Source organism: Streptomyces lancefieldiae, from assembly GCF_031845825.1.
GTDB lineage: Bacteria > Actinomycetota > Actinomycetes > Streptomycetales > Streptomycetaceae > Streptomyces > Streptomyces lancefieldiae.
The window spans coordinates 52,358-76,181 of sequence record NZ_JAVRFH010000040.1 but is presented as its reverse complement, the minus strand read 5'-3'; the positions used below and the strand labels follow the sequence as shown (position 1 = coordinate 76,181).

26 protein-coding genes and 1 pseudogene are annotated in these 23,824 nt (G+C 69.8%); 10 read left to right on the top strand and 17 right to left on the bottom strand.

Annotated features, from left to right (window positions below):
- The first annotated feature begins 1,124 nt into the window (after positions 1-1,124).
- Positions 1,125-1,715, top strand: a complete 591-nt coding sequence (locus RM812_RS30370) for a replication/maintenance protein RepL (RefSeq protein ID WP_311579447.1) — start codon at positions 1,125-1,127, stop codon at positions 1,713-1,715.
- Positions 1,716-1,732: 17 nt separating this feature from the next.
- Complete coding sequence (locus RM812_RS30365; RefSeq protein WP_311579444.1) at positions 1,733-2,131, top strand: winged helix-turn-helix domain-containing protein; 399 nt, start codon at positions 1,733-1,735, stop codon at positions 2,129-2,131.
- A 127-nt stretch (positions 2,132-2,258) separates the two neighbouring features.
- Here RM812_RS30365 and RM812_RS30360 read toward each other — a convergent pair whose 3' ends face one another.
- Both RM812_RS30360 and RM812_RS43125 read right to left on the bottom strand, forming a co-directional pair.
- Complete coding sequence (locus tag RM812_RS30360; protein ID WP_311579441.1) at positions 2,259-2,471, bottom strand: hypothetical protein; 213 nt, start codon at positions 2,469-2,471, stop codon at positions 2,259-2,261.
- Positions 2,472-2,940: 469 nt separating this feature from the next.
- Positions 2,941-3,201, bottom strand: a complete 261-nt coding sequence (locus tag RM812_RS43125; RefSeq protein ID WP_394816539.1) for an endonuclease domain-containing protein — start codon at positions 3,199-3,201, stop codon at positions 2,941-2,943.
- A gap of 415 nt (positions 3,202-3,616) precedes the next feature.
- On the opposite strand from RM812_RS43125, the gene aroA reads away from it, so the two are divergent.
- Positions 3,617-4,918 (top strand): 3-phosphoshikimate 1-carboxyvinyltransferase, encoded by a 1,302-nt coding sequence (aroA, locus tag RM812_RS30355; RefSeq protein ID WP_311579438.1) that lies wholly within the window; start codon positions 3,617-3,619, stop codon positions 4,916-4,918.
- Between the two features lie 63 nt (positions 4,919-4,981).
- Here aroA and RM812_RS30350 read toward each other — a convergent pair whose 3' ends face one another.
- The 5 genes and pseudogenes from RM812_RS30350 to RM812_RS30335 all read right to left on the bottom strand — a co-directional run bounded on the left by RM812_RS30350 (position 4,982) and on the right by RM812_RS30335 (position 8,843).
- Positions 4,982-5,656 (bottom strand): hypothetical protein, encoded by a 675-nt coding sequence (locus tag RM812_RS30350; protein ID WP_311579435.1) that lies wholly within the window; start codon positions 5,654-5,656, stop codon positions 4,982-4,984.
- Between the two features lie 22 nt (positions 5,657-5,678).
- The gene (locus RM812_RS30345) at positions 5,679-6,788 is read right to left on the bottom strand and encodes an oxidoreductase (protein WP_311579432.1); all 1,110 of its coding nucleotides are present in this window, start codon (positions 6,786-6,788) and stop codon (positions 5,679-5,681) included.
- On the bottom strand, positions 6,785-7,201 hold the full coding sequence (locus RM812_RS30340; protein ID WP_311579428.1) for a hypothetical protein: 417 nt from the start codon (positions 7,199-7,201) through the stop codon (positions 6,785-6,787). The genes RM812_RS30345 and RM812_RS30340 overlap by 4 nt, the downstream gene beginning before the upstream one ends.
- Before the next feature lie 47 nt (positions 7,202-7,248).
- Positions 7,249-7,926, bottom strand: a pseudogene (locus tag RM812_RS43120) (aminotransferase class I/II-fold pyridoxal phosphate-dependent enzyme); the annotation flags it as partial.
- A gap of 125 nt (positions 7,927-8,051) precedes the next feature.
- Positions 8,052-8,843 carry a nucleoside-diphosphate kinase gene (locus RM812_RS30335; RefSeq protein ID WP_311579421.1) on the bottom strand — a complete coding sequence of 264 codons (792 nt, stop codon included), beginning with the start codon at positions 8,841-8,843 and terminating at the stop codon, positions 8,052-8,054.
- Positions 8,844-9,165: 322 nt separating this feature from the next.
- On the opposite strand from RM812_RS30335, the gene RM812_RS30330 reads away from it, so the two are divergent.
- Both RM812_RS30330 and RM812_RS30325 read left to right on the top strand, forming a co-directional pair.
- The gene (locus RM812_RS30330; protein WP_311579418.1) at positions 9,166-10,536 is read left to right on the top strand and encodes a helix-turn-helix transcriptional regulator; all 1,371 of its coding nucleotides are present in this window, start codon (positions 9,166-9,168) and stop codon (positions 10,534-10,536) included.
- A 96-nt stretch (positions 10,537-10,632) separates the two neighbouring features.
- The gene (locus tag RM812_RS30325) at positions 10,633-11,232 is read left to right on the top strand and encodes a YdcF family protein (RefSeq protein ID WP_311579414.1); all 600 of its coding nucleotides are present in this window, start codon (positions 10,633-10,635) and stop codon (positions 11,230-11,232) included.
- 89 nt (positions 11,233-11,321) lie between these two features.
- On the opposite strand, the gene RM812_RS30320 is transcribed toward RM812_RS30325, so the two are convergent.
- The 4 genes from RM812_RS30320 to RM812_RS30305 all read right to left on the bottom strand — a co-directional run bounded on the left by RM812_RS30320 (position 11,322) and on the right by RM812_RS30305 (position 12,954).
- Positions 11,322-11,702 carry a PIN domain-containing protein gene (locus tag RM812_RS30320; protein WP_311579411.1) on the bottom strand — a complete coding sequence of 127 codons (381 nt, stop codon included), beginning with the start codon at positions 11,700-11,702 and terminating at the stop codon, positions 11,322-11,324.
- Complete coding sequence (locus tag RM812_RS30315) at positions 11,699-11,959, bottom strand: hypothetical protein (protein WP_311579408.1); 261 nt, start codon at positions 11,957-11,959, stop codon at positions 11,699-11,701. The genes RM812_RS30320 and RM812_RS30315 overlap by 4 nt, the downstream gene beginning before the upstream one ends.
- 268 nt (positions 11,960-12,227) lie before the next feature.
- Positions 12,228-12,653, bottom strand: a complete 426-nt coding sequence (locus tag RM812_RS30310) for a DUF6042 family protein (RefSeq protein ID WP_311579405.1) — start codon at positions 12,651-12,653, stop codon at positions 12,228-12,230.
- Between the two features lie 31 nt (positions 12,654-12,684).
- Entirely contained in the window at positions 12,685-12,954 is a 270-nt protein-coding gene (locus RM812_RS30305; RefSeq protein ID WP_311579402.1) for a hypothetical protein, read from the bottom strand.
- 263 nt (positions 12,955-13,217) lie between these two features.
- Between RM812_RS30305 and RM812_RS30300 the strand changes: the two genes are divergently transcribed.
- Positions 13,218-14,558, top strand: a complete 1,341-nt coding sequence (locus tag RM812_RS30300; protein ID WP_311579399.1) for a hypothetical protein — start codon at positions 13,218-13,220, stop codon at positions 14,556-14,558.
- A gap of 218 nt (positions 14,559-14,776) precedes the next feature.
- Here the strand turns inward: RM812_RS30300 and RM812_RS30295 are convergent, their stop codons facing one another.
- The 6 genes from RM812_RS30295 to RM812_RS30270 all read right to left on the bottom strand — a co-directional run bounded on the left by RM812_RS30295 (position 14,777) and on the right by RM812_RS30270 (position 21,766).
- On the bottom strand, positions 14,777-16,963 hold the full coding sequence (locus RM812_RS30295; protein ID WP_311579396.1) for a hypothetical protein: 2,187 nt from the start codon (positions 16,961-16,963) through the stop codon (positions 14,777-14,779).
- 780 nt (positions 16,964-17,743) lie between these two features.
- Positions 17,744-18,040 (bottom strand): helix-turn-helix transcriptional regulator, encoded by a 297-nt coding sequence (locus RM812_RS30290; protein WP_311579393.1) that lies wholly within the window; start codon positions 18,038-18,040, stop codon positions 17,744-17,746.
- Between the two features lie 101 nt (positions 18,041-18,141).
- A complete protein-coding gene (locus RM812_RS30285; protein WP_311579389.1) occupies positions 18,142-19,050 on the bottom strand; it encodes an NAD(P)/FAD-dependent oxidoreductase in 909 nt (302 codons plus the stop codon).
- A complete protein-coding gene (locus tag RM812_RS30280; RefSeq protein WP_311579380.1) occupies positions 19,047-19,637 on the bottom strand; it encodes an isochorismatase family cysteine hydrolase in 591 nt (196 codons plus the stop codon). The genes RM812_RS30285 and RM812_RS30280 overlap by 4 nt, the downstream gene beginning before the upstream one ends.
- Positions 19,634-20,650 carry an XRE family transcriptional regulator gene (locus RM812_RS30275; RefSeq protein ID WP_311579377.1) on the bottom strand — a complete coding sequence of 339 codons (1,017 nt, stop codon included), beginning with the start codon at positions 20,648-20,650 and terminating at the stop codon, positions 19,634-19,636. The genes RM812_RS30280 and RM812_RS30275 overlap by 4 nt, the downstream gene beginning before the upstream one ends.
- Before the next feature lie 360 nt (positions 20,651-21,010).
- The gene (locus RM812_RS30270) at positions 21,011-21,766 is read right to left on the bottom strand and encodes a GntR family transcriptional regulator (protein ID WP_311579374.1); all 756 of its coding nucleotides are present in this window, start codon (positions 21,764-21,766) and stop codon (positions 21,011-21,013) included.
- A 405-nt stretch (positions 21,767-22,171) separates the two neighbouring features.
- Between RM812_RS30270 and RM812_RS30265 the strand changes: the two genes are divergently transcribed.
- From RM812_RS30265 to RM812_RS30250, 4 genes are all read left to right on the top strand, one after another.
- Positions 22,172-22,780, top strand: a complete 609-nt coding sequence (locus RM812_RS30265) for a hypothetical protein (RefSeq protein WP_311579371.1) — start codon at positions 22,172-22,174, stop codon at positions 22,778-22,780.
- A 154-nt stretch (positions 22,781-22,934) separates the two neighbouring features.
- Positions 22,935-23,396, top strand: coding sequence for a hypothetical protein (locus RM812_RS30260; RefSeq protein WP_311579368.1), 462 nt, complete (start codon positions 22,935-22,937; stop codon positions 23,394-23,396).
- Positions 23,393-23,572, top strand: coding sequence for a hypothetical protein (locus tag RM812_RS30255; RefSeq protein WP_311579366.1), 180 nt, complete (start codon positions 23,393-23,395; stop codon positions 23,570-23,572). The genes RM812_RS30260 and RM812_RS30255 overlap by 4 nt, the downstream gene beginning before the upstream one ends.
- Before the next feature lie 16 nt (positions 23,573-23,588).
- On the top strand, positions 23,589-23,768 hold the full coding sequence (locus RM812_RS30250) for a hypothetical protein (RefSeq protein WP_311579363.1): 180 nt from the start codon (positions 23,589-23,591) through the stop codon (positions 23,766-23,768).
- The last annotated feature ends 56 nt before the right edge of the window (positions 23,769-23,824 follow it).

Genomic DNA, 23,824 nt, shown 5'->3' with positions numbered 1-23,824 from the left:
AGACTCCTACCGGCTCAAGAACCGCGACATCGGCCGCACACCAAGCGCGGCAACCGGGTGAACAACTGCACATGCGGGGTCAAAAGTCACCGACCCCAAAGGGGTCCAGGTTCAGAGACCGCCGACATATCGGAGTCTCCTGGTCGAGCCGACCTTTTTGTGACTGGCCCGCCGTTGTGAGGCACCGGCCCTGACGGCCCGGTCCGGCAGTGCGTCGCCTCCGGAGACCGGACCCTGTTCGGTGGAGGTACACGCCGTTGCGGCCTCCTACTGGCGACCCCTCCGCTGCGCTCCGGGGCTGCGGGCTACGCCCTTGCGCGTACCCCCGGCGGGCTCCTCCGGACCCCCGCCCGCCGGGGCCCGGATCCGGCTGGAGGCCGTAATGCTCGTCCACGGGTGGTGCGTGTGCGTAGCTCGTCAGCCTCAGGCCGAGGTGTGGTGGGGGTTCCGTAATGCGGGTGATCGAACAGGGGAAGTTCCGGTCCCAGCAGCAGAAAGGCAGCTCCAGTGGTGGGAGCACTGATGGGTGCCACTGAAAGGTGCCTCGGCCACGAGTGGGCAGGACCGTGCTGTTCCCTGTTTGTGGCTGGTTGAAGAGGGTCTGCAGCTGTGAGTTGTGGGCTGCTGGCATGGGTCAGGTGGTGTTCAGAGGCGGAAGGGTGCTCTTTAGGTAAGAGGACTTAGAAAGAAAGTGCTTCTGACCTGCGGTTTTGTTTTCTCTAATGTCGGTGGCCACCGACATTAGAGTCCCCTGAGTGTCGGTGGCTGTCGGCGCTGACAGATGAAAGTTGCGGATAGTCGCAACTTTTCACATAAACATGCGCCCATTCGCAACTTTCACCTGTCAGTCCCCAGTTCGGTCAAGGGGCGCTATGCGAAGCTTCGCCGTCTTGCCCGCGCATCCCCGGCCACGCCAGAGCACCGAGTGCCACACAGCCCCCGCCCGCGCCCTCGGGGAACCTGAAGTCATCGCTGCCTGGATCCGGCCAGGAGGACAGCTCGCCCCTCATGTCGGCGGCGACCGACACAAACTTGCGACGGTCAGCAACTCTCCGGCGCGTAACATGCGAATGAGCGCAAGTTTTGCCGTACAGTGCGCAGCACCTGTACGTGAAAGGATCATCATGGGAGATGCGGCACGGCCGCTGCGCGGACGCCGCGCGGGGCCATCGTCCCGGCAGCCCAGGGCCATCCGGCCAGTCAGCGCGGACGGTGGTGCGGACCTCGCACGGCGGATCGCGGAGCAGTTCGGCAAAGGGCCCGTCCACGAGGTCAAGACCGTCGTCTACCGTCGGCCTCCCCACGACATGCTCGGTGCCGACGGGTACTCCCTGGTCAGCAACTACTTCCTGCGTCGTGTCCTGCCGTACTGCCTGATGCACAACATCATCAGCAAGCTGCAGGCTGCAGTCCTGTCGAACATGATCGGCAGGCAGAAGAAGGGAAGGATCGAGGCGACTCACGCCGAGATCGCTGCCGAGCTCGGCGTAAAGCGCACCAGCATCGGCCACGCTCTCGACGCCTTGTGCGAGAAGAACCTCGTACGCAAGGTCAAGCGGTCCTCCTACCAGCTCAACCCCCGCGTCGCGTATAACGGGAACGGCCAGGAACAGCACGACTTCCTGGCCGAGCTGCGGGCACTCGCCTTGGACTCCAAGTTCCCCGACGAACTCGCGCCCGAACTCAGCCTGTTCCCCAGGTCTGAAGTCGGCTGACCGAAGGGATCCTCGCCATGCTGTTCCAGACCACCGGGCTGCTCGGCATGCTCCACCAGCTGCAGCTCACCCCGACGGCGATCGATGTCCTCTCGGTGATGGTCGAGCACCAGGACCCCGGGGGGAACGTCGGGATGAAGCAGTCCGAGATCGACGAGATCCTCGGCGTCGGACAGGCCTCCATGAGCCGCGCAATGGCCCTGCTCGTCGAACGCGGCATCGTGCTGCGCTCCGGCGGCGGCCGCGGGCACCGTTACGCCCTCAACCCGGCCGTGGCCGGCTACGAGTCGCAGAACGATCTGGAAAAGGCCATGACCGAGCAGCTAGCTGTCGGCGGTCCGCCCCCCATCAAAGTCCCCGGCTACGCCAAACGCCCGCCCAAACAGGGCAAGGGCGGCCTCCACGCCGTCGCCTGACGCCGCCAGGACGCAGCAAGGCCCCGGCAAATCTGCCGGGGCCTTGCTGCACCTGTACGCGAAAGTGCGTCCCTACCAGTATGCCCGCCCCATTCCTGTACGCCTCCGATCACCACGGTCGTCCGTCTCAGCGCCTGCTGGTGAGGGTGTGCAGGGAACCTCGGATCCGAGAACTGGCCTGGTCCAGCCCTCTTTGCTCCGCCGGTGTCCAGGGCCGCTCCGGGTTCTTGCGGGCAGGGTGGTAGAACACCGTGAACAGGGCGATGAGGCCGAGGGTGTCCGAGGTGATCTCGAGTGCCTCCGCGCGGCCGCGGCGGGTCCAGCAGTGGCTGAGAGCCACTTCGTCGAGGGCGTCGGGGGCCGCTTCTTGCAGGCGGCGTGTACGCCCCCGGAAGGAGCACGGTGGCCACCTCGCGGGGCCGCGCCGCCGCCGGCGCACTGGCCGGGGTGTCGAGCCAGAAGATGTCTGTCGGTTCGGTCGGCCAGCGCGGTCCGTTGGAGGTGTAGATCTGTCCGGGCAACTGGCTGCCGGTCAGCAGCCGCAGCTGATCCAGCCGCTCGAAGCGGGCGCGGTCGACCCACGCCGTCCACCGGGCGCCGCAGTCGCGGTCTGTGCACTGAGCCTCGGCGCTCGCGTATCCGGCCGACAGCTGAACGAACACACGTTCCCAGGTGCTGGTGCCGTCGGCCCATACGCTTTGCCGTACAGAGGATGCCGCGCGGGATCGTAGTGGTGCAGGAGCAGCTGCATGGTGGGCAGGATGCGGTCGACGCGGTTGCGGATCGGCGGGTGACCGGCCGTCCGGCAGTCAGGGCAGCACATCAGGTGCTGGACTCCACCGTGGCTGTGGACCCAGAAGCCCTTCGCTTCCGTTACAGCTGAGGCACAACGGGCCGCAGATCAGACCGTGGGCGTGACAGTGGTCCGAGAACGCAGCCAGGTCCGGACAAAGGTCGCACCGGTAAGCACTGGCGCGAGGGCGGTAACGCGGATGATAGGGCGCGCCGGTGTGCTCGCCGGTGTGCCGGGGGCGGCAGCGGCGTGTCGTGGGTCTGGAGACCGGGTGCAGGCTGGTGAGTCACGGGCACAGCCTGGCGTACGCCACTGACAGTGATGATCAGGAATGAGCCATGGCGTCTGCCCACAGGTGGGCGAACAGGGCATGTACCTCCTGTGGGTCGTCGCCGTCCGTGGTGAAGGACATGAGGGCCCGCAGGATATGGCGGGCGAGGTCACCGGTCGCCTGGACGTCGTCGCCCGCTCGGCGAGGGTGCGGGACTCGGCGAGGCTCTCCAGCCAGCACTTTTCTCTGCGCTGCTGGTGGGCGGGGCGGCTGGCTGCTCACTTCCTGGATCAGAGCCCGCGAGGAAGTGCGTGGCGCGTATGGTCAGGGCGGGAGCGTGTTCGTTCGGGCACGCGGAGTTTCGTCGGGCCGCTCTTGCTTGCAGGCCGCACGCCTTCCCTTCTGGAGAGAAAGAAGCCTCATGACCCCTGATCTCGACGCCGTCTCCAGTCTCCAGGTGACCGGTGCCGGGCCTGCCCGTGGCTCACTTCAGGTGCCCGGCGACAAGAGCATCTCGCACCGCGCCGTCATGATGGCGGCGATGGCCTACGGCCCCACCGTCATCACCGGCCTGTCCCGGGGCCAGGACGTGACGCACACGCTGCGCGCGGTGGAGCGCTTCGGGGTGATCGTCACTGACGTTGGTGAGGGCCGGGTGCGGGTGGAGGGTCCGATCCGGCACGAGCCGGCCGACGTCCTTGATCACGGCAACGCCGGCACCGGCATCCGGCTCATGGCTGGGGTCTGTGCCGGGATCGACGGGCTGTCGGTGCTCACCGGAGACCGGTTCCTGCGTCGTCGGCCGATGGACCGCATCGCCGAGCCGCTGCGCAGCATGGGCGCCACGATCGACGGGCGTGAACGCGGCCGGCTGGCGCCGCTTGTGGTCCGCGGGGGCGGCCTGACCGGCATCACCTACGCCCCGAAGGTGGCGTCGGCTCAGGTCAAGAGCGCTGTGCTCCTCGCGGGTCTGTCCGCGCAGGGCCCGACGACGGTGGAGGAGATTCACCCGACGAGGAGGCACACAGAGGAGATGCTGGCCGGTTTCGGGGCCCGGGTGCGGGTCGACGGGCACGCGGTGACGGTCGAGCCGAGTGAGCTGACGGGCACGGACGTCGCAGTGTCCGGTGACCCCTCGCAGGCCGCCTTCTGGGCGGTGGCCGCGCTGCTCGCCGACCAGGGCGAGGTAGTGGTGCAGGACCTGTACACCGGGTATGGCCGGTCCGACTTCGTAGGCGTGTTGGAGCGGATGGGGGCGGACATCGACTTCGACCTCGCCACGAGGACGCTGACCGTGCGGGCGTCGAAGCTGCGGGCGGTCGAACTCACCGCTGAGGACATTCCCGGCATCGTGGACGAGGTGCCCGTGCTGGCGCTGGCGGCGGCCGTCGCCGAGGGCACCACCGTCATCTCCGGCGCGGGTGACCTGCGGGCGAAGGAATCCGACCGGATCGCTTCCACCGCTGCGATGCTGCGCGCTTTCGGGGTGCAGGTGACGGAGACCGAGGATGGCATGGTCATCGAGGGCGTGTCCCGGCTGCGCCCGGCCCGGGTCGACAGCCACGGTGACCACCGGATCGCGATGACGGCCGCCGTCGCCGGGGCGTGCGCGGCCGAGGGCACGACCGTCATCGACGGCTGGGACTCGGTGGCGACGAGCTACCCGGCATTCGCCGCGGACCTGGTGCGGCTGACCGGAGCCGGCGCCGAGCCGGGCGCCTAGTCACGGCCGACGGCCCGCTCCTCCCTTGCGGGACGGGGCGGGCCGTCGCCGTTGTCGAGGGGGCTACCAGGTGTAGCCGTGGTGGGCGAACTCGGGTGCGAAGGCGTCCTCGATCGCCTGGCGCGCCGCAGGCGTGAGGACCTGGTGGTAGTCGCTGCCGGGGGGCCGGAACTGGCTCTTTGCCCGGGGCAGGGCCAGCGCAGGCATGCCGATGCGGGCGCACAGGGCGTCCAGGCCCGCTTGCAGGTGCTCATGTCGGACGATGACGTCGACCATCACCGCTCCGCCGTCGGTGTACAGGGGCCAGTTGAAGGCTTCCCGGAACTCACCGGACTCGATGAACTGGCCTATCCCGTTGCGGGGTTCGGTTCGGTGCCGGTGGAAGTACAGCGAGACGACCTTCTCGTAGGGGCTGCGTTCCAGGCACACGGTCAGGTAGCGGTCCCAGACGCCGGCGCCGAGCGCGTCGCGGATCTCGACGGCTGTCATGTGGTTGTAGAAGCGCACGCCGGGTCCGCGTCCGGGCGGCACCGGCTCCGGGCCCGGCTTCTGCTCGGGGAGCAGGTGGTTCTGCGGGGCCCGGCCGCCCTGGGCCGTCCGTAATGCCTCGTCGCGCGGCGACATGGAGGTGATGACGTCCCGCTCGCCGGCGTGGCGGGACAGGGCGATCTCCACCGACGTGCCCGCGGTTTTCCGGGTGCGGACGAAGATCAGCCCCGCGGTGTGCATGACCAGCATGGTCGGGTCTCCTCCCGTCGGGTCACAGTTCCGGAGGCAGGTGGCCGTCGCCGGCTGCGGCGGTGGTGGCCAGGGCCCGCCGGTAGGGGGCGGGTGCGAGATCAGGGAGGTTGCGGGCCGGGAGCATCGGGTCGACGAGGAGCTGGCGGCCCATCAGCACCAGGTCGCAGGTGCCGTCGGTCAGCAGGTCGCGCGCCTGCCCGAGGGTGGTGATCTTGCCGACGGCCGCGGTGGGCACGCCGGCCTTGTGGCGGATGGTGGCCGCGTAGGGGGCCTGCCAGCAGGGGCCGGTGGGGCGGGTCTCGGGCCGGGCGACGCCGCCGGAGGTGCAGTCGATCAGGTCGGCGCCGTCTGCGGCGAGCAGCGGCGCGAGCCGGACGGTGTCGTCGAGCGTCCACCCGCCGGGCAGGAAGTCGCGGCATGACATGCGCACCAGGAGCGGAAGTCCGTCGGGCAGGGCGGCCCGTACGGTGCGCACGGTCTGGCGCAGCAGGAGCGTGCGGTGGTCGAAGTCGCCGCCGTAGGCGTCGGTGCGTCGGTTGGCGATCGGTGACAGGAAGGAGTGCAGGAGCCGGCCGTGCCCGGCGTGGAGCTCGACGGCACGGAATCCGGCGGTGACGGCCCGCGCGGCGGCGGCCGCGAACTGCGCGATGGACGTGTCGATCTGCTGGGGCGCCATCTCGGCGGGCACGCGGTAGCCGTCGGCGAAGGCGACCGGGGAAGGCCCGAGCGGCACCCAGCCACCGTCGGCCTCGGCGAGCGGGGCGTCTGCGCCCTCGCCCCACGGGCGGGTGCGGGAGGCCTTGCGGCCGGCGTGGGAGAGCTGGAGAGCAGGCACGGCGCCCTGGGCGGCGATGACCTCAGCGACCTCGGTCAAGGCCTTGGTCTGGGCGTTGTCCCACAGCCCCAGGTCGTTGGGGGTGGCCAGCCCTTCGGGGGCGACGGCGGTGGCCTCGACCACGACCAGGCCCATGCCGATGGAGCGGGTCTGATAGTGCGCCAGGTGCCAGTGCGGGTCGGGCAGGTTCCCGGGCGCGGCCTGGTAGGTACTCATCGCCGGGAGGCCGAGCCGGTTGCGCAGGCCGACATCACGCAGGCGCAGCGGAGTGAACAGCAGGTCCATGGTTGTCATCCCTCTTCGCTCAAGGGGCGGGCGGCGGCAAGCCGGCCGGCAGCTGCGGTCAGCGCGTGGTCGTACGGGACGGGGTCGTCGTCGGGCAGAGGCTCGTACATGTCCCGGGTGTCGATCTCCACCAGCCCCTTAAGCAGCCGGGCCGTACCGGGGAAGGAGCCGGGGTCCGGCAGCTGGACGGACAGCCCCAGGTAGGAGGCGAGGTCGGGCTCGGTGAACAGCGGCGCCTCATGGAGCGGCCTGGCGGGCATCCCGGCGCGCACCCCTGATGCGCGCAGCGCCTGCACCACGGCGTCCACGAAGTGGCCGGGGGCCACGCGCCAGTGCCACTTGTACAAGGCGCCCGCTGTGCGGCCGGCCGGTTCCGGCAGCGGCGCCAGCGCGGGCAGATGCTGGGCGAGGAGCTGCTCCACGGCCGTCTGCCGCTCGCGTTTGGTCGCCAGGGTGTGCGCAGGCGCCGCAGGTGATCCGCGACCAGGGCCGCCGCTGCGGGGCTGGGCCGCCGGTTGTGGCCGACGCCGGTGACGGCCAGGGCCCGCAGCCGCTCGTCCCGTACCCGGGCCAGTGCCCGGTGCTTGGGCTGGCCCAGGACCAGGGCCCGCTCCCAGACATCGCGGTCACGGGTGGCCAACAGTCCGGCCTTCCCGCCGCTGACCATCTTCCAGGTGCCGCACGACCAGACCGTCACATCCCCGACCAGCCCCACCGGCTGGCCCTGCCAGACCAGGCCGTGAGCGTGGGAGCAGTCCGCCACCACCGCCAGGTGATGCCGGGCGCACAGGCGCCGTACGGCGTCGAGTGGCGCCGGGCGGCCCCACATGTGGGTGATCGTCAGCGCGGCCGTGCGCGGGGTGATGCGCGCGGCAGCGTCGTCCAGGTCGATCCCGCCGGTCGCCGGATCCGTGTCGCACAGCACCGGCACCAGGCCCTGCGGGAGCATGGCGGTCACGGTCGACCGGAAAGAGTGCGTGGCGACGAGGACTTCGCTGCCCGGATCCAGCCGCAGCGCCGCGTACGCCGTCTCCAGCGCGGCCGTGCCCGAGTCGCACAGCATCACCCGCCGGCCCGGCGCCAGGACCTCCCCCGCCAGCTCCTCGCACGCGTCGATCAGCGGATGGCCGGCCCCGGCCGCCGCCATGTCGCCCTCGTCCAGCAGCAGCCGCACCGTGTCCGTGGCGACCTGCGACCACCACGGCCACAGCAGCGCCTCGCCCCCGGCGGCGGCCGTACTCCTGGGCACTCCCGTCGAAGGGAGCGTCGCCGTCACTGCCATGGGCTCCTCGTCTCCTGCTCGGGCCACGCCGCAGGCCCCGGAGTGCGCCGCAGCAGCGGCCAGCCCTCCGACGCCGCGACCAGGGCCGCCCACCGCTTGTCGACCGGCCCGGTGAACAGCTCGTGCACCGCCGGGGCCGGGGCGCCCGCCTCCAGCACCGGCAGCCCCAGCGGGGGCAGCTCCCTCTCGACGCCGCCCAGCGCCTGGTCCAAGTCGGCTGAGTGCCCCTCACGCAGCCGTGCGGCCGCCTCAGCGATCAGCCCGGCCCGCTCGGGCCACGAGCACAGCACCGCCAGCTCCCGTACGACATCCGCGGGATCGTCGGTCGTGTGCAGCATCGTCAGGGCCCGGCTCGGACTGCCCGCGATATCCCGCAGGGAACCGGGCTCCCTCCGGGCCGGGTCGTTGCGGCCCTTGACCGCCATCATCCGTACGGACACCGGCCCGCCCGTATCGTCGGCCCACAGCACCAGCAGCCCCGGCCCGAGCGCCACGAGCGCGTCCATGAGGATCAGCCGCTCCGCTGTCGCCCACCGGCACATGTAGGACCACAGCGCACGCACGGCGCACCGCTCCAGCCGGATGGGCCGTACAGCCAGCGGTGTGAACCCGGCCTCGGCGGTCGCGGCCACGACCCGCCGTGCCGTCCCGGCCGCGAAGGCGTCGGGGCGCAGCCACATCAGCGCAGTTCTCGCCGAGAACGCGTACGCCTCCTCCTCGTCACCGAGTGCACCCGCCAGTGCCGCCCACCCCTCCTGCGCGTGCAGGTCACGGGCGAGCACGGTGTCCTTACCCTTCACATCGGTCAGCCGGGCCCAGTCGGGGCCCGTCAGGTCGAAGGCCGGACTTCGACCCTCGGCTGGTTGGACGCCTGCTGAGTACGGCGCTCGTAATCGCACCGGGTTCCCCTCTCCTGCCGGATGATCCGGTCAACTCCACGTAAATTTCGCGGAGTTGCGTCGCCACTGGAAGGTGAAGCAGTGCTGCTCGGTGTTGCGCCGACGAGCAACATGGAGCAACACCTCGCCACCTCCCCGGCACCCCGCACATCCGCTACAGTGCGCTCACCTTGCGTAGTCGCCGACCCGTGCAGCGGAGGCAGTCATGCGCCCCAGAGACCGCGCCAGGCAAGCCCGGAACCTCTGTCACCTGCTCATCAGAGCCCGGCTGGCACGCGGCTGGAACCAGCCAGAGATGGCCCGCCGCATCCGCAACCGCAGCCAGGAAATGGGCTGGCCACTGCTCACCGGCAGGGACGGGGTCTGCCACTGGGAGCGCGGCCGCGAACCCGACCGCCCCACACAACTCGTGATCGCGGCCGTGCTCGGTATTCCACCGGAAGCGGTAGATGAGCGACCATGGCCCCAGTGGCTGGCCGAGGACCCCTTACAGCGGCCAGAGCCCCGGCCCTGGACGCGCCTCGGCGCCCTCACATCACTGACCGAACTCGCAGGGAGCGCCGCCGTGGACACCACGCGCAGGGAACTCATCCTCATAGCGGGCGGAACACTGACCGCTACCCTCCTGGCCTGGATCACCGCCGACCCCGTCGCGGCCGGCCAGATGGCCACCGGGGAACGCATCGGAGAGGCGGCCGTGGCTCGCGTCGAAGCCCGCGCCGCAGCATTACGGCACACCGACGACGCCGAAGGCGGCGCCGAAATCCTCGACGAAACCTCCAGCGCCCTCGCCCTGGTCGCCGGACTGCTCAGCAACCGCTCCTACAAGGACCACCACGGCACTCGCCTGTATGCGGTCGCATCCGACCTCGCCCGTCAGCGGGCCGCCGCGATGCTCGACGTCTACGGCGACTGCTCCGACACCACCTTCGACACCGCCCTTCGCGCCGCCCGCATCGCGGGCGACGACGCGCTCGGCGCCAACGTGCTGAACTTCTGGACCGTCTCCGCCTACAACACCGGCCGGTACGCCGACGCCGAAGACATGGCCTCCACCGGCCTGGCCGCGGTTCGCGGACGCTCCACCCCCCGCGTCGAGGCCATGCTCACCTCCCGGCGAGGCCGCGCCCGCGCCCACCTCGGCGACGCCCGCTGCTGGGACGACTTCGACCGAGCCGAAGCCCTCCTCGCCGAAGCGTCCGGGCACGACGATCCGGACTGGGCGTACTGGTTCGACGAGGCGGAGGTTCTCGGAGCCCGGGCATCCAGCCACCGTGACATGGGGCAGCCCGGGCCGGCCGCAGCAGGATTCGCCCGGGTCCATGACCTCATCGACCCGGCCCACGTCCGCACGACCGCCCTCTACACGGCGAGGCAGGCGGATGCCCTCCTCGACCAGGGCCAGGTCGAACGAGCCTGCGCAGTCGCAGATCACGCCCTGGACCTCACTGAAGCGATCAGCTCCCACCGCTCCACCGCCCCCCTGCTCGACCTCACCGAACGGCTGAAGCGGTACGAGGGCACGCCGGCAGCCCGGGACTTCCGGGAGCGGGCACACGCCGTTCTCGCAGCGTGAGGCACAACCCGCCGTAGAAAGCCCTAACAGAATGCGCCCTCTGTGGTGCGGCTGGTACCTTCGCTGCCCAATGCGGCGGTGTCCTACAGTCGCCGCATGCGACGAAGAGCAGGGCTGGCGATAGCTGGGGCTGCAGTTCTGGCCTGGGGCGAGTGGTTGAACTGGCGCTGGTCCCAAGCCCTCGTGGGGAGCATCGGGGGCGCATCAGAAGCCGTGGTCGTGCTGGGCTACCGGAACCCACAATCGACGGCGAACTTCATCAACCGCTGGCGCGTTCGTACTGGAATTCGCTCCGTTGCCACTGACGGCGCACGAGGCACTCTCGTGATCTTCAGCGGTGGTGCGACCGGCAGCTCCGCTGCGGAAGCCCAGCTGATGGCTGACTACGCGAAGTCGGTGCTTGGGTTCGACGGCACGGTGCTTCTCGAAGACCAGAGTGCGACGACATGGGAGAACATCTCGAACGTGATCCCGCTGCTTGAGGATGTCGACCGCATCAAGATCGCCTCCCAACCAGCTCACGCGCTCAAGGCTCGTGCGTACTTGCGGCGTCAGCGCCCTGATCTTGCTGAGAGGCTCGTGAGAGCGGATGACTACCGTCCTGGCGAGTGGATGATTGGTAAACCGCTGCTGGCTCTGTACAGGCTTTGGACACTCCGTGGCCTTAAGGCCGAAGAGCGGAAGGTCTTGCTGTAGACAGCTGCTGTTGCGACGGCGTCACATACGGTGATTCTTGAGCCGTCGCCGGGCCCGCCCTCGCGTCGACGGGTGATCCGGTCGCAGCATCAGGGCGTCAGGTCGAGGACGCGAACCGGCTCGCCGATCCACCGGTCGGGGGCGGTGGTGGCGATGAGCGCCCCATCGGGGCGGTCCGGAGTCGGCTGGGCCGCGTACTGGCAGTGTGCCGCCGCCCAGGTGTCGTGCCGGGCCACTGCCAAAGCAGCTGGGAGGTCCAGGTCGAGCACGGTGATGCCCGGCAGCGCGGCAAGGTGTTCCGCTGTACCGGGCCGGGCCCGATCGGCTTCGACGAGCGCGCACGTGGGGGCGTACAGATACCAGCCGGCCTGGGCGTGGGCGCGGTAGATGAGGCGGGACGCAAGGACGTTGCCCTGGCCGGCCGCTGCCATCGCGGTGTCGTCCAGGACGATGTGCACGGCGTCGCTCACCGGGCGGCCGCCTGCGCCAGCCGGCGGTCCAGCTCGCTGTCGAGGTCCTGCTCCTCAGCGGGGGTGGGTGCGTAGCCGTTCCACTTTTTCAGCGCGGCCCGGGCCTGTTCCGCCCGCGCTGCCCGTTCCTGCGGCGTGAGAAGGGTTTCGGCGAGGCGGGCCAGGTAGGCGCGCAGCGACATGCCCTCCGCTGCGGCTATGGCGGCGAGCCGGTCGCGGGCTTCCTCGGGAATGCGGACATTGGCGTCAGACGTCATTGGGCTCCTCCATACAGATAGGGTACGTACCCGTACCCGTACCCGTATCCGTACTATACCCGGGCGTCTATTCCAGTTACGAGCTCTGGGTGAAACCAGTGCAAGGCTGCACCCAGTGGTGATCGTCTGACGGGCCGCACCGTCCCTCCCGGCCTCCCCACGGGAGGGACGACGGCTGGCCGCGTGCCTTGCGCCCACCACCCGCGTGCAGCTCAAGCACTCCTGCCTGGGCTCGGTACGTGGTCGGCGGCCCGGCCGGGGAATGTCGTCACGTCGGACGTGGGCGGTTGCCGTTGATCCGTCGCCAATCCGCGACGATCACGAAGCTGGCACGCACGGCCAAGTCCGTTGCGCTCACCAGCGTCTCCGGGTTGCCGTGATACAACCGCATCTCACCCGCAGTGGCGAGGCGGTGCAGGGCAGTGCGGAGATCTTCCGCACCGTGACCGGTGGCCTGCTCCAGCTTCCGCAGCGAGGTGTAAGTGGCATCGTCGTCGGAGTCCCGCAACCCGCCCGCACAGAACAGCAGGAGGGCATCCTCCGGCGGGCGGTCGGTGGCCGGCTGCTCACGCTGCTCGCGTTCGAGGCGGCGAAGCATGAACTCGACCTGCTCCGGTAACAGGCCCAGGGCCCGATCACGGTCGCGACGGGCGCGGGTCGCGTCGAGAACTCGGCGGGCGTTGGCGATGGCCACCTCGTAAGGAATTACGTCATGCGCCCGGGGGTCATTGGTTATGACGGGACCTACTTTCAAGGCGATACATCGCGTGGGCGTACTCGTCCGGGTGCCGCGTTAACCGGGACATCATCCAGGCGGTGTGAGCATCCATGCCCTTACCCAAGTCGGCGGCCAGGCGTCGCGCCTGCCATGTTGTGCGCGGGTCGAGCACCCATCGAGCAAGGCCGAATCGGACGCGGCCGGTGACCGCGGTCTTCTGGGCCGCATTGTCGTGGGAGCCGTGGGGTGCGGGATCAGAGGTGTTCGGGTCGGCCACGCCGTGAGTCTGCCGACGACGTCGCCGCCGTGGTGGTCATCAGACTGCAGATCACCGAAACGGGTTAGGGGGCGCACTCGATATTGACGCCCGGCAGGGGGCTAGGGCGAAAGCTGAAGGCCTTCACCAGCTGGCGACCGGCCCGCCCGGGCAAGCCGGATGTCACCCAGTCATTGCGACCTGGCCAGTTTCGGCCCGAACAACCGCCGCTCTTAGGCCAGTTGAATCGATCTCCCTGCGCCAGGGGCCTCTTCCAGGGCAGCATGCGCAGCGAAGTCGGACGACTACTCACCGCAATGAAATGGGGGATAATGGCGCGCCAGCCGAACCCGGACCTCACCAACACCTTGACGATGCTCCACACCGCCGTCGTGCACACGGACAAGAATATCCGGGACGCGCTCGACAAGAGCGTCGAGAAGCTGGAGTCGGCCGGGCGGGCCGCCCACGAGGAGACGACCAAGGAGGTCGTCGACGAGCTCGGCCGGATGCGTGCAAACTTCCGCGACGTCTACAACAAACTGAACTCCAACGGAGAAGCGCTTAACACCGCTGTCCATGACGTGGTCGCCCAGCTGCGCACCGAACTGCGCGAGGTCCGCGTCGTGCTCGCGGACCTCACGCCTGTACCGCCCCCGCTCACCGCCCCGCCCTCCCCTGCCTCGCACTTTCAGGAGGCATCCGGCACCGAGAGCGACCACGGTCTTGCGTCTGCGCCAATCACTGCCATCACCGAGCCCGTCGAGCTCGGTGGAGAAGCGGCCCTTCACGCCACGATCCCGGTGCAGAGAGCCACAGACAACCCGGACCTGTCGCCCAGCCCAGCGCCGTCGGTCGACGCGGTCCGCCAGGCCGTCCGCGAGGTCCTCACCGAGGACATCGCTCCCGTCCTGGCCCTGCTCACCGCCCCGAACAGCAACGACGATGGTCCGGCTAGCGGCTGGCAAGACGCTTCCGACCGACTGCGCGAAGCGGCCGGGGAGATCAAGCAGGAGCTCGGCACCGTGCTGGGGCAAGCCCGGTCCGACCTCGCATCCCTGCATCAGGAGATCACGGACCTACGCGCCTTTGTTGAGGAGCTGCGGCCCCGGCCCGACGCAAACGCAGACACGCCGGCCGCCAAGGTGAGCTCGGAACACAGCGCCCTACTCAAAACGGCGGCCCGCGTATCCTTCGCTGGCCTGCTATGCCACCGCGACATCTGGGAGTTCATCACCGCCCACGCCGGACGGCACCCGCATTTCCGCATGCCGCCGCAGGTCGCCGACGAAGGAGACGAACGGGTCCGCGCCGCCCTGTCCGGCCGCTCCCTGATCGCCCTGCTGATCAGCCTCCACTCCATCAAGGACACCGCCGACGACGGGGACGGTGACCGAGAGCTCGCAGCCACCCTGTATGAGCGGATCGAGGAGAGCCTGAACGACCTCGCCCCCAGCGGTAAGCCGGTCACCATCACCCTCGACGACCGCACCGCCCCTGCCTCGAACACCCCCGCTGCTCAGAGCGGCACCGAGTCCGACGGCGAGCCGAAGAACACCGACACCCCCCGGGCCCCCAAGGAGCAAGACACGGGCCCCAGCGACGAGGCTGGCCCCGCCGCGTGAATTGCCTCGGTTGGCACCCGGCACTCCGGGTGCCAACCGGACCCCCAGCGCGCCGATCGCGGCTCCGAGGCCCATCGGCTCGCGTCCGTCGCGCCGCACCGTGGTGACGGCCCGCGGCTTTCTCTTCGCCTTCTGGCCGTTGCCGTTCTTGCGTGCCGCCTCCATCGCAGCCCGCAGCGCGACCCGGGCCAGGTCCACGCCGGACATCTCGCCGCTGCTCATGCCTGCCCCCAGGTGGTGTAGCCGAGGTCCAGGTGCCCGAGGCCGGACAGGCGCTGCACCTGGGCGACGAACGCCCGGGTGAACAGGCGCTGCGCCGACAGCTCGCCGTACCGGTCGATGTGGTCGAAGACCACCTGGTGGTCGGCGGCGGCGCGGTTACGCCAGTCCAGGACCTGCTCGCGGGTGAGCTCCTCGAGGACCAGCTCCTGGTCGTCGTGGGCGTCGGCGAACTCCGGCTCCGGAGCGGGGACGACGGCGGCCGGGCGCGGCGCGGGCATCGCGACCGGAGCCGCCGGCGTGGCGGGGTCGTCGTCGGCCGGCTGCGCGGCTGCGGCGCGGTGGGCCTTGGTGGCAGCCTGACGGGCGCGGACCTGCTCCCACTCGTGCTCGCGGGCCCACCCCTGGGCGGTCACCCGCTCGTGCAGCTGCCGGTCGGCGGCCGCGCGGCGCTCCGTCTCGGACGCCCCGGGCATCGCGGCGTCCACGGCGGCCGCGACCGCGCTGCGCTGGGCGCGACGGTTAGCCTGCCGGTCCTCGCAGCGCGGGCAGTCCCGGCCGGAGTCGAGCAGCACCCGGTCGTCGCACCGGGCATCGCCGCACTGCTGACGCTGGGGCAGGCCCCGGGCCAGCAGCCAGCCCACCGGGTCGGTGATTGGGCCACCGGTGCGCAGCTGCTCGTCCAGGCGCCGGACGAGCCGGTCGGCGAGCACCTGCGGAGCGTCCGTACGGCCCGCGAAGCCCTGCACGCGGGTCAGTTCGCTGCGGGCGGCAGCCTCCACCAGCTTCCGGGCGGCCGCACGGTCCAGCCGTGCCCAGACCAGGTCGACCGGGGCCAGGACGGCCCGCAAATCCTCCGACGGCAGAGGCACCCTCCCGCGCTGCTGCCTGCCCTGACCCGCACCGTCAACGACCCGCACCGATCCGTCGGCCACCGGCCCGAGGCCGGGCTTCTCGCTGCTGATCGACGGGGACTTCTTCGGCTGTTCCCCGCGGAGCGGGCCGCTGTCCTCGCGCACGCACGCGCGGTCCGGCAGACAGTGGTTCCCACCACGGCCTTCGCCGGAAAAACCACCAGAGAGCGAGAGAGACCCACCGGGAGTACCCACAGAAGCGTGAGAGGCGTGAATGTGTGCAGCATCGGCGCGGTCTGCCGAATCGGCCTCCAGGCCCTCCCCGGCGCCCTGAACCCCAGTAACCACAGGGGTCACAGCCTCAACCGTCGCCTCATGATCTCCGGATGCAGTAATGGCGAGGTCTGAAAACACCGCGTCGGCGGCCTTCTGGGCCTCCCGGACGGCGATCCCGTGAGCCTGGGCGACCGGCAGCAGCCGGACCCGGCTGCGCGCGTTCAGCCCCGACACCGTCTCCCGCCGGTCCACCGACAGCACGTCCCGCTCCTGGAGCCGGGAGAGCACCTTCGCTCCGGCCGCCGGCGAGCAGCCCAGCAGCCGCGCCACCGTCGCCGCCGGACGGCCCCGCTCGGTGTCCACGGTGCCCGAGCACAGCTGCAGCCAGCCGTTCGCGTTCGAGGACAGCACCATCAGCAGCAGCCCAAGCCGGTCGGTCGCCGCCCCGCGCCCCGTACGGTCCGCGAGCATCCCGGGCGGGGTCACCCGACCGTCCTTGTGATTCCAGCCCGGCGCGAACAGCGCCTCGATCAACGCCAGGAGCACGACCAGCTCCACCCGCGACAGCGCCAGGACGTGCCGACGGACCCCGCCGTGCTGCGCCCGGTACATAGGGATCACCCAGCACTCCAGGCCCGTGATCCACCCGGCAGCGTTCGTCGTCTCGTTCGAGCCGAGCACGCCGCGCTCGCGCAGCTCCGGCACCACATGGTGCGCGACCCGGGACCTTTTCAGCCCGATCCACCGGCCCAGCTCCGTCGCGGTGATCCGCGTGCTGTAGTCGGTTGCCACCTTGGCCTTCGCCATCAGCACCACCGCCGCCAGGCGCACCGGGTCGTCCGCACCCTTCAGGCTGGGGTCCGACAGCAGGGCGCGCACCGCCGCGAGCAGCCGGGTACGCATCGTCTCGGTCAGCTGGAGCGGGTTGCCCACCTCCAGCTGCACGACCGGACCGGCCTGCGCCGGAACCGACCGCAGCCGACGACGCGAGGCCCCGCCGGCGAACTTCGTGCGCGGGCGCGGGAGCACGGCGGCCGGCGCCGCCACGGCGCTCATCGGCCCATCCGGACGGACGAAAAAGAGATCATCTCGGCAGCCTTGCGCAGGCCGCCTGTGGACAGAGTCCGTGCAGCGGTGAAACCCCTGATCCCTCCCGCGCGGCGGGCAACAACTTCGGATCGCGTCCCGCCCCACGGGACGGGGGCCCGGAGCACCGCGGCGGCCGGCGCCGCTAGGAGGACGGGGGTCCCCCTCTCGGTAAAGGCGTCGGGGACCGGGGGCGGTGTGACACTCCACCCCGAAGAATCTTCGTGACTAATGCCCTGAACAGGGCAAACAGGGTGTGCGAATCCCGTCACGCGGGAAGCATGGAGGGCTCGAACCGGTGTGAATCGGGCAGGGTCGAGCTGACAGAGGACACCGATCTCGTGCACTATGGCGGGGACACCAACCTTCATATGGATCGCCCCGACCGTGACCAGGCCCCTGCCAAGGGACCCGACCACGGCCGAGCGCTCTGTACGGACGGAGCCCCGAACACCGAACGGCCTGCCAAAGCCGCCGGAACCCGGGGTGACGCTGGTGGCTCAACAGAGGCCCCCTGCCAAAGGGGCTCCTGGAGAGCCGAGGTGGCCCGCTTGCCAAAGCGGACCGGGTGCCCGCCTGCCAAGGCGGGGTGTTGCGAAGAAGGAATGAAGACCCAGCTCGATGAGCTGGAGCCCAGAACCGGCGCCAACCGGGGACTGGGCGGCCGACCTGACGGTCGGCGAGACGGGCCGCGCGGGGCCACAGTGGATTGCAGTCCACCTCATTCGCGCGCGCGGCCGATGACCTAGGTCATCCCGACCCCCTTCCGGAGGCCGGCGTCGTGCTGCCTGCATCCAGCTCAGCGACGTCGGGGAAACGCTTCGCGAGCCCTTTGAGCAAGTGGATGTAGACCGCGCGATGGGGCCGCCGGGGGTGGGTCTGGCCTAGCTCCCAGCGGGCTACGGCCAGGCGTTTCACGCCCACAGCGTCCGCGACTTCCTGCTGGGTGAGTCCCGCAGCGAGGCGCAGCTGCTGACGCACGCGCGGCGACGGCAGGACGTCGTCGAGGAGAGCGTTGACCCGCTGCATGGGATCCGCGTCGGACATGCCCCAACCTCTCATGATCACCGAATCCCTGAAAGATACACCACGGGATCGATCTCGGCCAGCGTGCAGCGATACGCCGATAGGGCGGTGGGCGTTAAGCCTCAGCATGGCTTCAAGACCGAGGCGTAGTAGGACGCGAGCACAGCTTCCGCCCCAGAGCCCTGCGCCGTCGTGACGCGTTGGAACTGGGCTGATCTCAAGTCGCCGGCGACCCGGATCCGAGGGTGCTGTTTGCCGGGAGGGCAGTAGCCGTCCTCGCTCGAGGCGAGGCCGTCCAAACCCGCTGGTGTGTTGCCGAGGTTGTTCAACACCGTCTTGGCGACGTAGGACTTGCGCTCCCCCTGCCGGTCCTTGACCTGCAAGCTCCACTCGTCTCCGTAGGCCATCGGCGACAGGACGGCGTGAGAGACGGGCACGATGCGCACACGCTCGTCCCCCGCGACCTCTGCGATCTTGTAGTCATCCGCCGGCGGACAAAGGACATGAAGCGTCGTTGAGGAGTGCGGATGGGTGCGGAGCCATGTTCCGAGGGGACGGTCCCCTCCGAGAACATAGGTCCGGCCTGCTAGGCCTGCAGGCTCGGTGCGCCACAGCGGAGGCACGGACATACGTGCGGGAGCGCTGATCCAGTCGGCATCGGGCGGAGCCAGGGCGGCCACGCCGGTGGCGACCACGATCAGCTGTGCACTCAGTGCGCGTCCGTCATCGAGTACGAGCTCCGCCCGGTCGTCGTAGCCGGTGACGCTGACCCCACGGCCCTGCACGACGGAGCATCGGCCGGCCTGCTGTAGGCGGTCCAAGTCGGCGGCGAGGGCTTCAGCAAGTTGCGGGCCGGTAGACCAGTTGCCAGGGACGTTCTCCAGCGCCCCGGTGACGTGCAGCTTGCCGCCTACCGAGTCAGCCTCCACGATGACCGTTCGAAGGTTCAGGCTGGCCGCCATCACCGCGGCTGCCACGCCTGACGGGCCGGCGCCGACCACCAGGACATCTGTCTCGTGCGGTGTGCTCATGCGTGGGCTCCCTGCGTTCCGCTGATTCGGGACAAGACAACCTCGCTCGTGACCAGTTGCTCAGCGCCGATGTTCCGGGCGGCGAGCAGGAGTGCGGCGTCGTGGTAGCGGGCGCCGCCGGTGGAGGCACAAGCGTCGGTGACGATCCAGGGCCGGTATCCGGCCTGATAGGCGGCGACAGCGGAGTCGTATACGCACGCGTCTGTGTCGATGCCGCACAGCACCAGGTCGGTCCAGCCCGCCTCGTGGATGGTCCGGGCGCCTTCGGGAGTGAACACTGACGCCTGGGGCTTGTCGATGATCGCGGCGGCGCTGGCAGCGAAGGGAGCCAGGTCAGCAACGAGGGCTTGCTCTTCGGGAGTACGCAATCGCGTCCATCCCGTGATCGTCTCGTACGGCGATCCGGGCTCGTTGTGGAACCGCGACAGCACCACGGGAGCGCCGGCTGCTTGCCAGCCCTCCACCAGCCGAACAACCGCAGGGATGACTCCGCGGCTGTGCTCGTTGACGAAGCCCTGCTGCACATCAATGACCAGCAACGCTGTCGATCGAGGGTCCACCCACTCCGCCTTCCACATGGCCGTCACGGATTGCTGTCTCGAAGAGCATCCTGGGCGGCGCGCAGCCGATCAGGAAGTTCGCTGGTGGCCAGGATGGCCTCGCGCATCACACGGTGTTGGGCAGTCTCAGTGGGGCGCGCCGTAGTGAGCCGGAAGTAGGCGCTGCGCAGAAAGCGCCAACCGTAGGCCGTCGGCATCACCGGATCCTGACCGTCTTCGATCATGTGCAGGATGTGCGACGAGAGGGCCCAGAGGGCCTGTACGTCGAGCTCAAGGGCCACGATCTGGCTCATGGTCAGAGCCCGCTCGTCCTGCTGCGGGTGATAGGCGACACCAGACCAGCCGACGACGCCGCGGGAGACTCCACCGTCGAATGTCACGGCCTCGGGGTGAGCCCAGCCCTCACGGAACTTGGCTTCCTCTACCCCCGGCCCGAGCGGCACCACATCTGCTGGGTTCTGCCGGTTGACCAGCACTGATGGCGTAGCGAGCAGCTGGAGAGCCGTATCCAGGCCAGCGCTCGACCAGGAATGTGTGCGGAGCTCGTAGGCCGACAGCACGTACTGCGGAACGAGCGACTGGGCAGGCTGGTCCCTGTCGTCGCCGTGGCGGGCCAGCAGGCGAGCCATCCACTCCCCTACCCAGCCCGGTTCCTTCAGGTAGGTGCGGTAACGCCACAACGCCAACTCGGTCAACGACTCGAGGCGGTGGTGCTCCTCGAGATGCACCACCGCGACACCGCAGGCGTATATGTACACCGTCGACGACTGCGCGGAGTGATGGTCAGCCGGCAGGACTCGCTGCTCCAAGCCGCCGGGTCCAGGCTCGGTTGGCGAACCCGCAGCGTAGAGGGACGCACTGCACTCACCGAGGTACACCGGCAAGAACTTGTGGGAGACGACCGAGCACGGTGCCGGACGCGCTGCCGACTCCGCGTTGAGGGGAGCTGACGCTCCACGCAGCGCTGCCAGACGAAGGCTGAACGCCTCCTGCTCAGCCGGGGTGCACTGGAGGAGCGCCGTGTCCAGGATCTGCGCCATCTGGGGACGACAGACACTCGTCTTGTTCCGCTGCCAGTTCGAGACGGTCCGGGGGCTGATGCCAAGGCGACCGGCGAACTCACGCACAGACGCTCGCATCACCGACCGCAACAGCAGCGCCTCCTCACCTGTCCACCTGTCCACAGCGATCACTACACACCCCCTTGGCGGTCACCTTCCAGGTATCAACGGCCCAATTGCCACGCTGTTGCTACACCACTTCCACGGCCGGACATCTCGCTCAAGGTCCCTGGTGCGGATGCTGTTTCTTGTTGATCCACACCCGCAACTCCGGCCGGAGGAACCATGGCGATCCCGGGCACACCCCAGTGCCGCGCCCGCGTCGAGTTCTGCGTGCCGTCAGGCATCGAACTCGTAGTCCAGGACGTACGAGGCGGAGTCGAGAGTCATCTCGTTGACCTCAACAACTCGCTGGTGGGCGTCGAAGGCTGTCCGGCACATCTTCAGGACGGGGCGCTCAGGGGACATGCCCAACGTGGCCGCTTCCTCAGCAGTGGGCAGCCGTCCGCGGATCTCCTCCCGGTAGCGAACCGGTCCATGCCCAAGGTCAGCGAGGCGAGCGTAGGTTCCTCCCGGCCCGGTGTCGGCCTGGGTGATCGCCGAACCTTCGACCAGGGTGTAGGGCAGGTACGAGGTGGCGAGCATGACCGGCCGGCCATCCAGGACGAAGCGCCTGGACCTGGCACAGGCGGTCTCGCCGGCGGCCAGGGCAAGCATCTCGGCAATGTGCGCTGGCGGAACGACCTCCTGCACGGACACCTGGTCGACCGTCAGGGGCCGGTCTTCGTCAGCCGACCAGATCGACTTCCCCGCGCCCCACTGGTCCTGTGCCAGACGCTGAATGCCGCGCCGCCGGATGGGGCGGAAAGCCTGAACGAACACCCCCGCGCCCTTCCGAGACTCCGCGAGCCCTTCGTTGGTGAGCGCGCGCAGTGCTCGCCGAGCCGTCATCACGGCAACGCCGTACTGCGGCGCAAGGGCGTTCTCCCCCGGCAGTCGATCACCGGGTCGGTAGTCCCCACGCTCGATCGCAGCCTTCAGCTCGTCAGCGATCTGGAGGTATCTGGGCTGCGCAGAGCCCTTTCCGCCTGCCATGTGTCTCCTAACTTCGCTAGCGATCCTAAAGGCTTCGATGCTCAGCGTCAGCTACGGCTCGCGACTTACATAGCGAGGGAACATCTCTATCGAAGTGCTTGACATCGATAGAGAGATCGCGCACCATCGTACTGCAACTTCGATATCGAAGTTGCCCAGTTAGTCGTCCGCCCTCCGGGGCGGCCGGGGTAGCCCTCAGCTCGCTGAGGGCACGTCATCAGGCGAGCTGAGGACGCGAGAGCACCATCGAACTCCCCCGGAGCCTGACGGCCGCGACGACTTGTGTGCACGTCACAGCGCTGTGCGCTGTCTGTCCTGCGGGACGCCGGCCTCGTGCCGTGCGGCCCGGAGGGCGGAGAGAGCATCGCGACGCTCCCCCTGCCGCTCCGCCCGTGAGGAGTTCAGATGTCTGCTTCGACCCTTGAGCGCACCGCCCGTCCCCGCCGGAGCCGGACCCGCTCCCGCACCGTCAACGCCCGCCCGGCGCTGGCCCTCTCCACCCTCCGGCCCCACCAGTACGACCTGCGTCCCGCCTGTGCGTCGCTGGTCTGCCCCGACTGCGAGACGTGGGTGCCGATCACCGGCCTCCAGACCAGGAAGCCCAAGGTCGTGCCGCACGACACCGGCCGCGCGGGCAAGGACGCGGCCGTCCGATGCCGCCTGGGCAGCAACCGCCTGGTCCTCGTCGATGTCACGGTCCGGAAGTGGGAGGAGCGCCTGACGGACGGCAACGCGGAGACCGTGCACCGTCGCCGGACCACCGTGCGGCGCAAGCCCAAGGTCGCGGTCGCCCCGGCCGTCAGCCAGATCGCCGCGCAGAAGCAGACGCCGGCGGCCGACGAGCCCGGCGACGGCCGGCCCCTGTGGCTGCTGCGCAAGAAGCAGTGGGCGGCGACCGAGTCCGCGGTCCGCGACGCCGACACCCGCCGCGCACAGCTGCCCGCCGGTGCCGCGCCGCTGGGTGCGCCGCCGGTCCCGCAGACGACGCTGCACCCCGAGCGCCGCGCGCGCTGAACCGCCCCGGACGAACGACCACGGCCCCGGCCATCCCGAGCCCGAGAGATCGGGGAGGCCGGGGCCGTGGCTGGCCGTCCGGCCAGTCACAAGGCGACAGCCCCGGAAGGTGAGAGCTCCGGGGCTGTCCGGTCAACAGGATTGGGAGATCCCTATGACCACGGCGATCATGACACGGTCTGCGGCCCGTACGGCAGTGGCCGCGATCAACCCCGACTACTGGTGCGACTCCTGTAGCGCCTTTCACACCGGGCCCTGCGCCACCATCGCGCATCGGCAGCTCGGTGACCTCCTGGAGAGGATGGCCCGCGAGGCCGACAGTCGCATCCCCTCCGAGCGCCGCGCGCGCCGCACGCTCCAGGAGATGATGCCCGGCTACGAGCGGCAGCCGGTGCTTACCCTGCACCGGCCGGTGATGGCAGGCGACCGCTGCCCGCTGTGCGACCGGTGGCAGTGCGACCCGAGCAACTGCCCGCCCGGAGCGGCGCCCGCACCGGCCCCGGCTGCCGCGTCCGGCCAGTGGCAGTGCGACACCTGCGGTAACTGGTTCGGCGTCACCGACAGGATCCCGGTCACCGGGTGGACCTGCTCCGCCTGCGCCGCCAGCGGCCGGTGACATCCGCCCTCATACGCGCGGCACGGACAGCGCAGCACCGTGCTGCCCGTGCCGCGCTCGCGGTCGGCCCACATCACCCGCTCGCCCGCCTGCTGCTCGCAGCCGCCGCCATGGCCGCAGCAGCAGCGTGGGACGCCGGCCACTGCGTCACCGACCTGCACCACTCCCGCCAGTAACACGAGGGACACCCACATGCCTGACGACCTGTACCAGCGCTACCTGACAGCCCTCGCCACGTACCTGGAGCACCGCAACGCCTGCACCGACTCCACCTGTACGGACTCCAGCCGCTGCCCCGAGGGACAGCGGCTGTTCACCGCGTTCACGCGGTGGCAGGACGCCTACCTGGAGCGCCAGCGCAACACCCGCTGACCGATCCTCCGGCCCTGCCCGTCGTCCCCGCCCCTTCCTGGGCGGGGCGGCGGAGA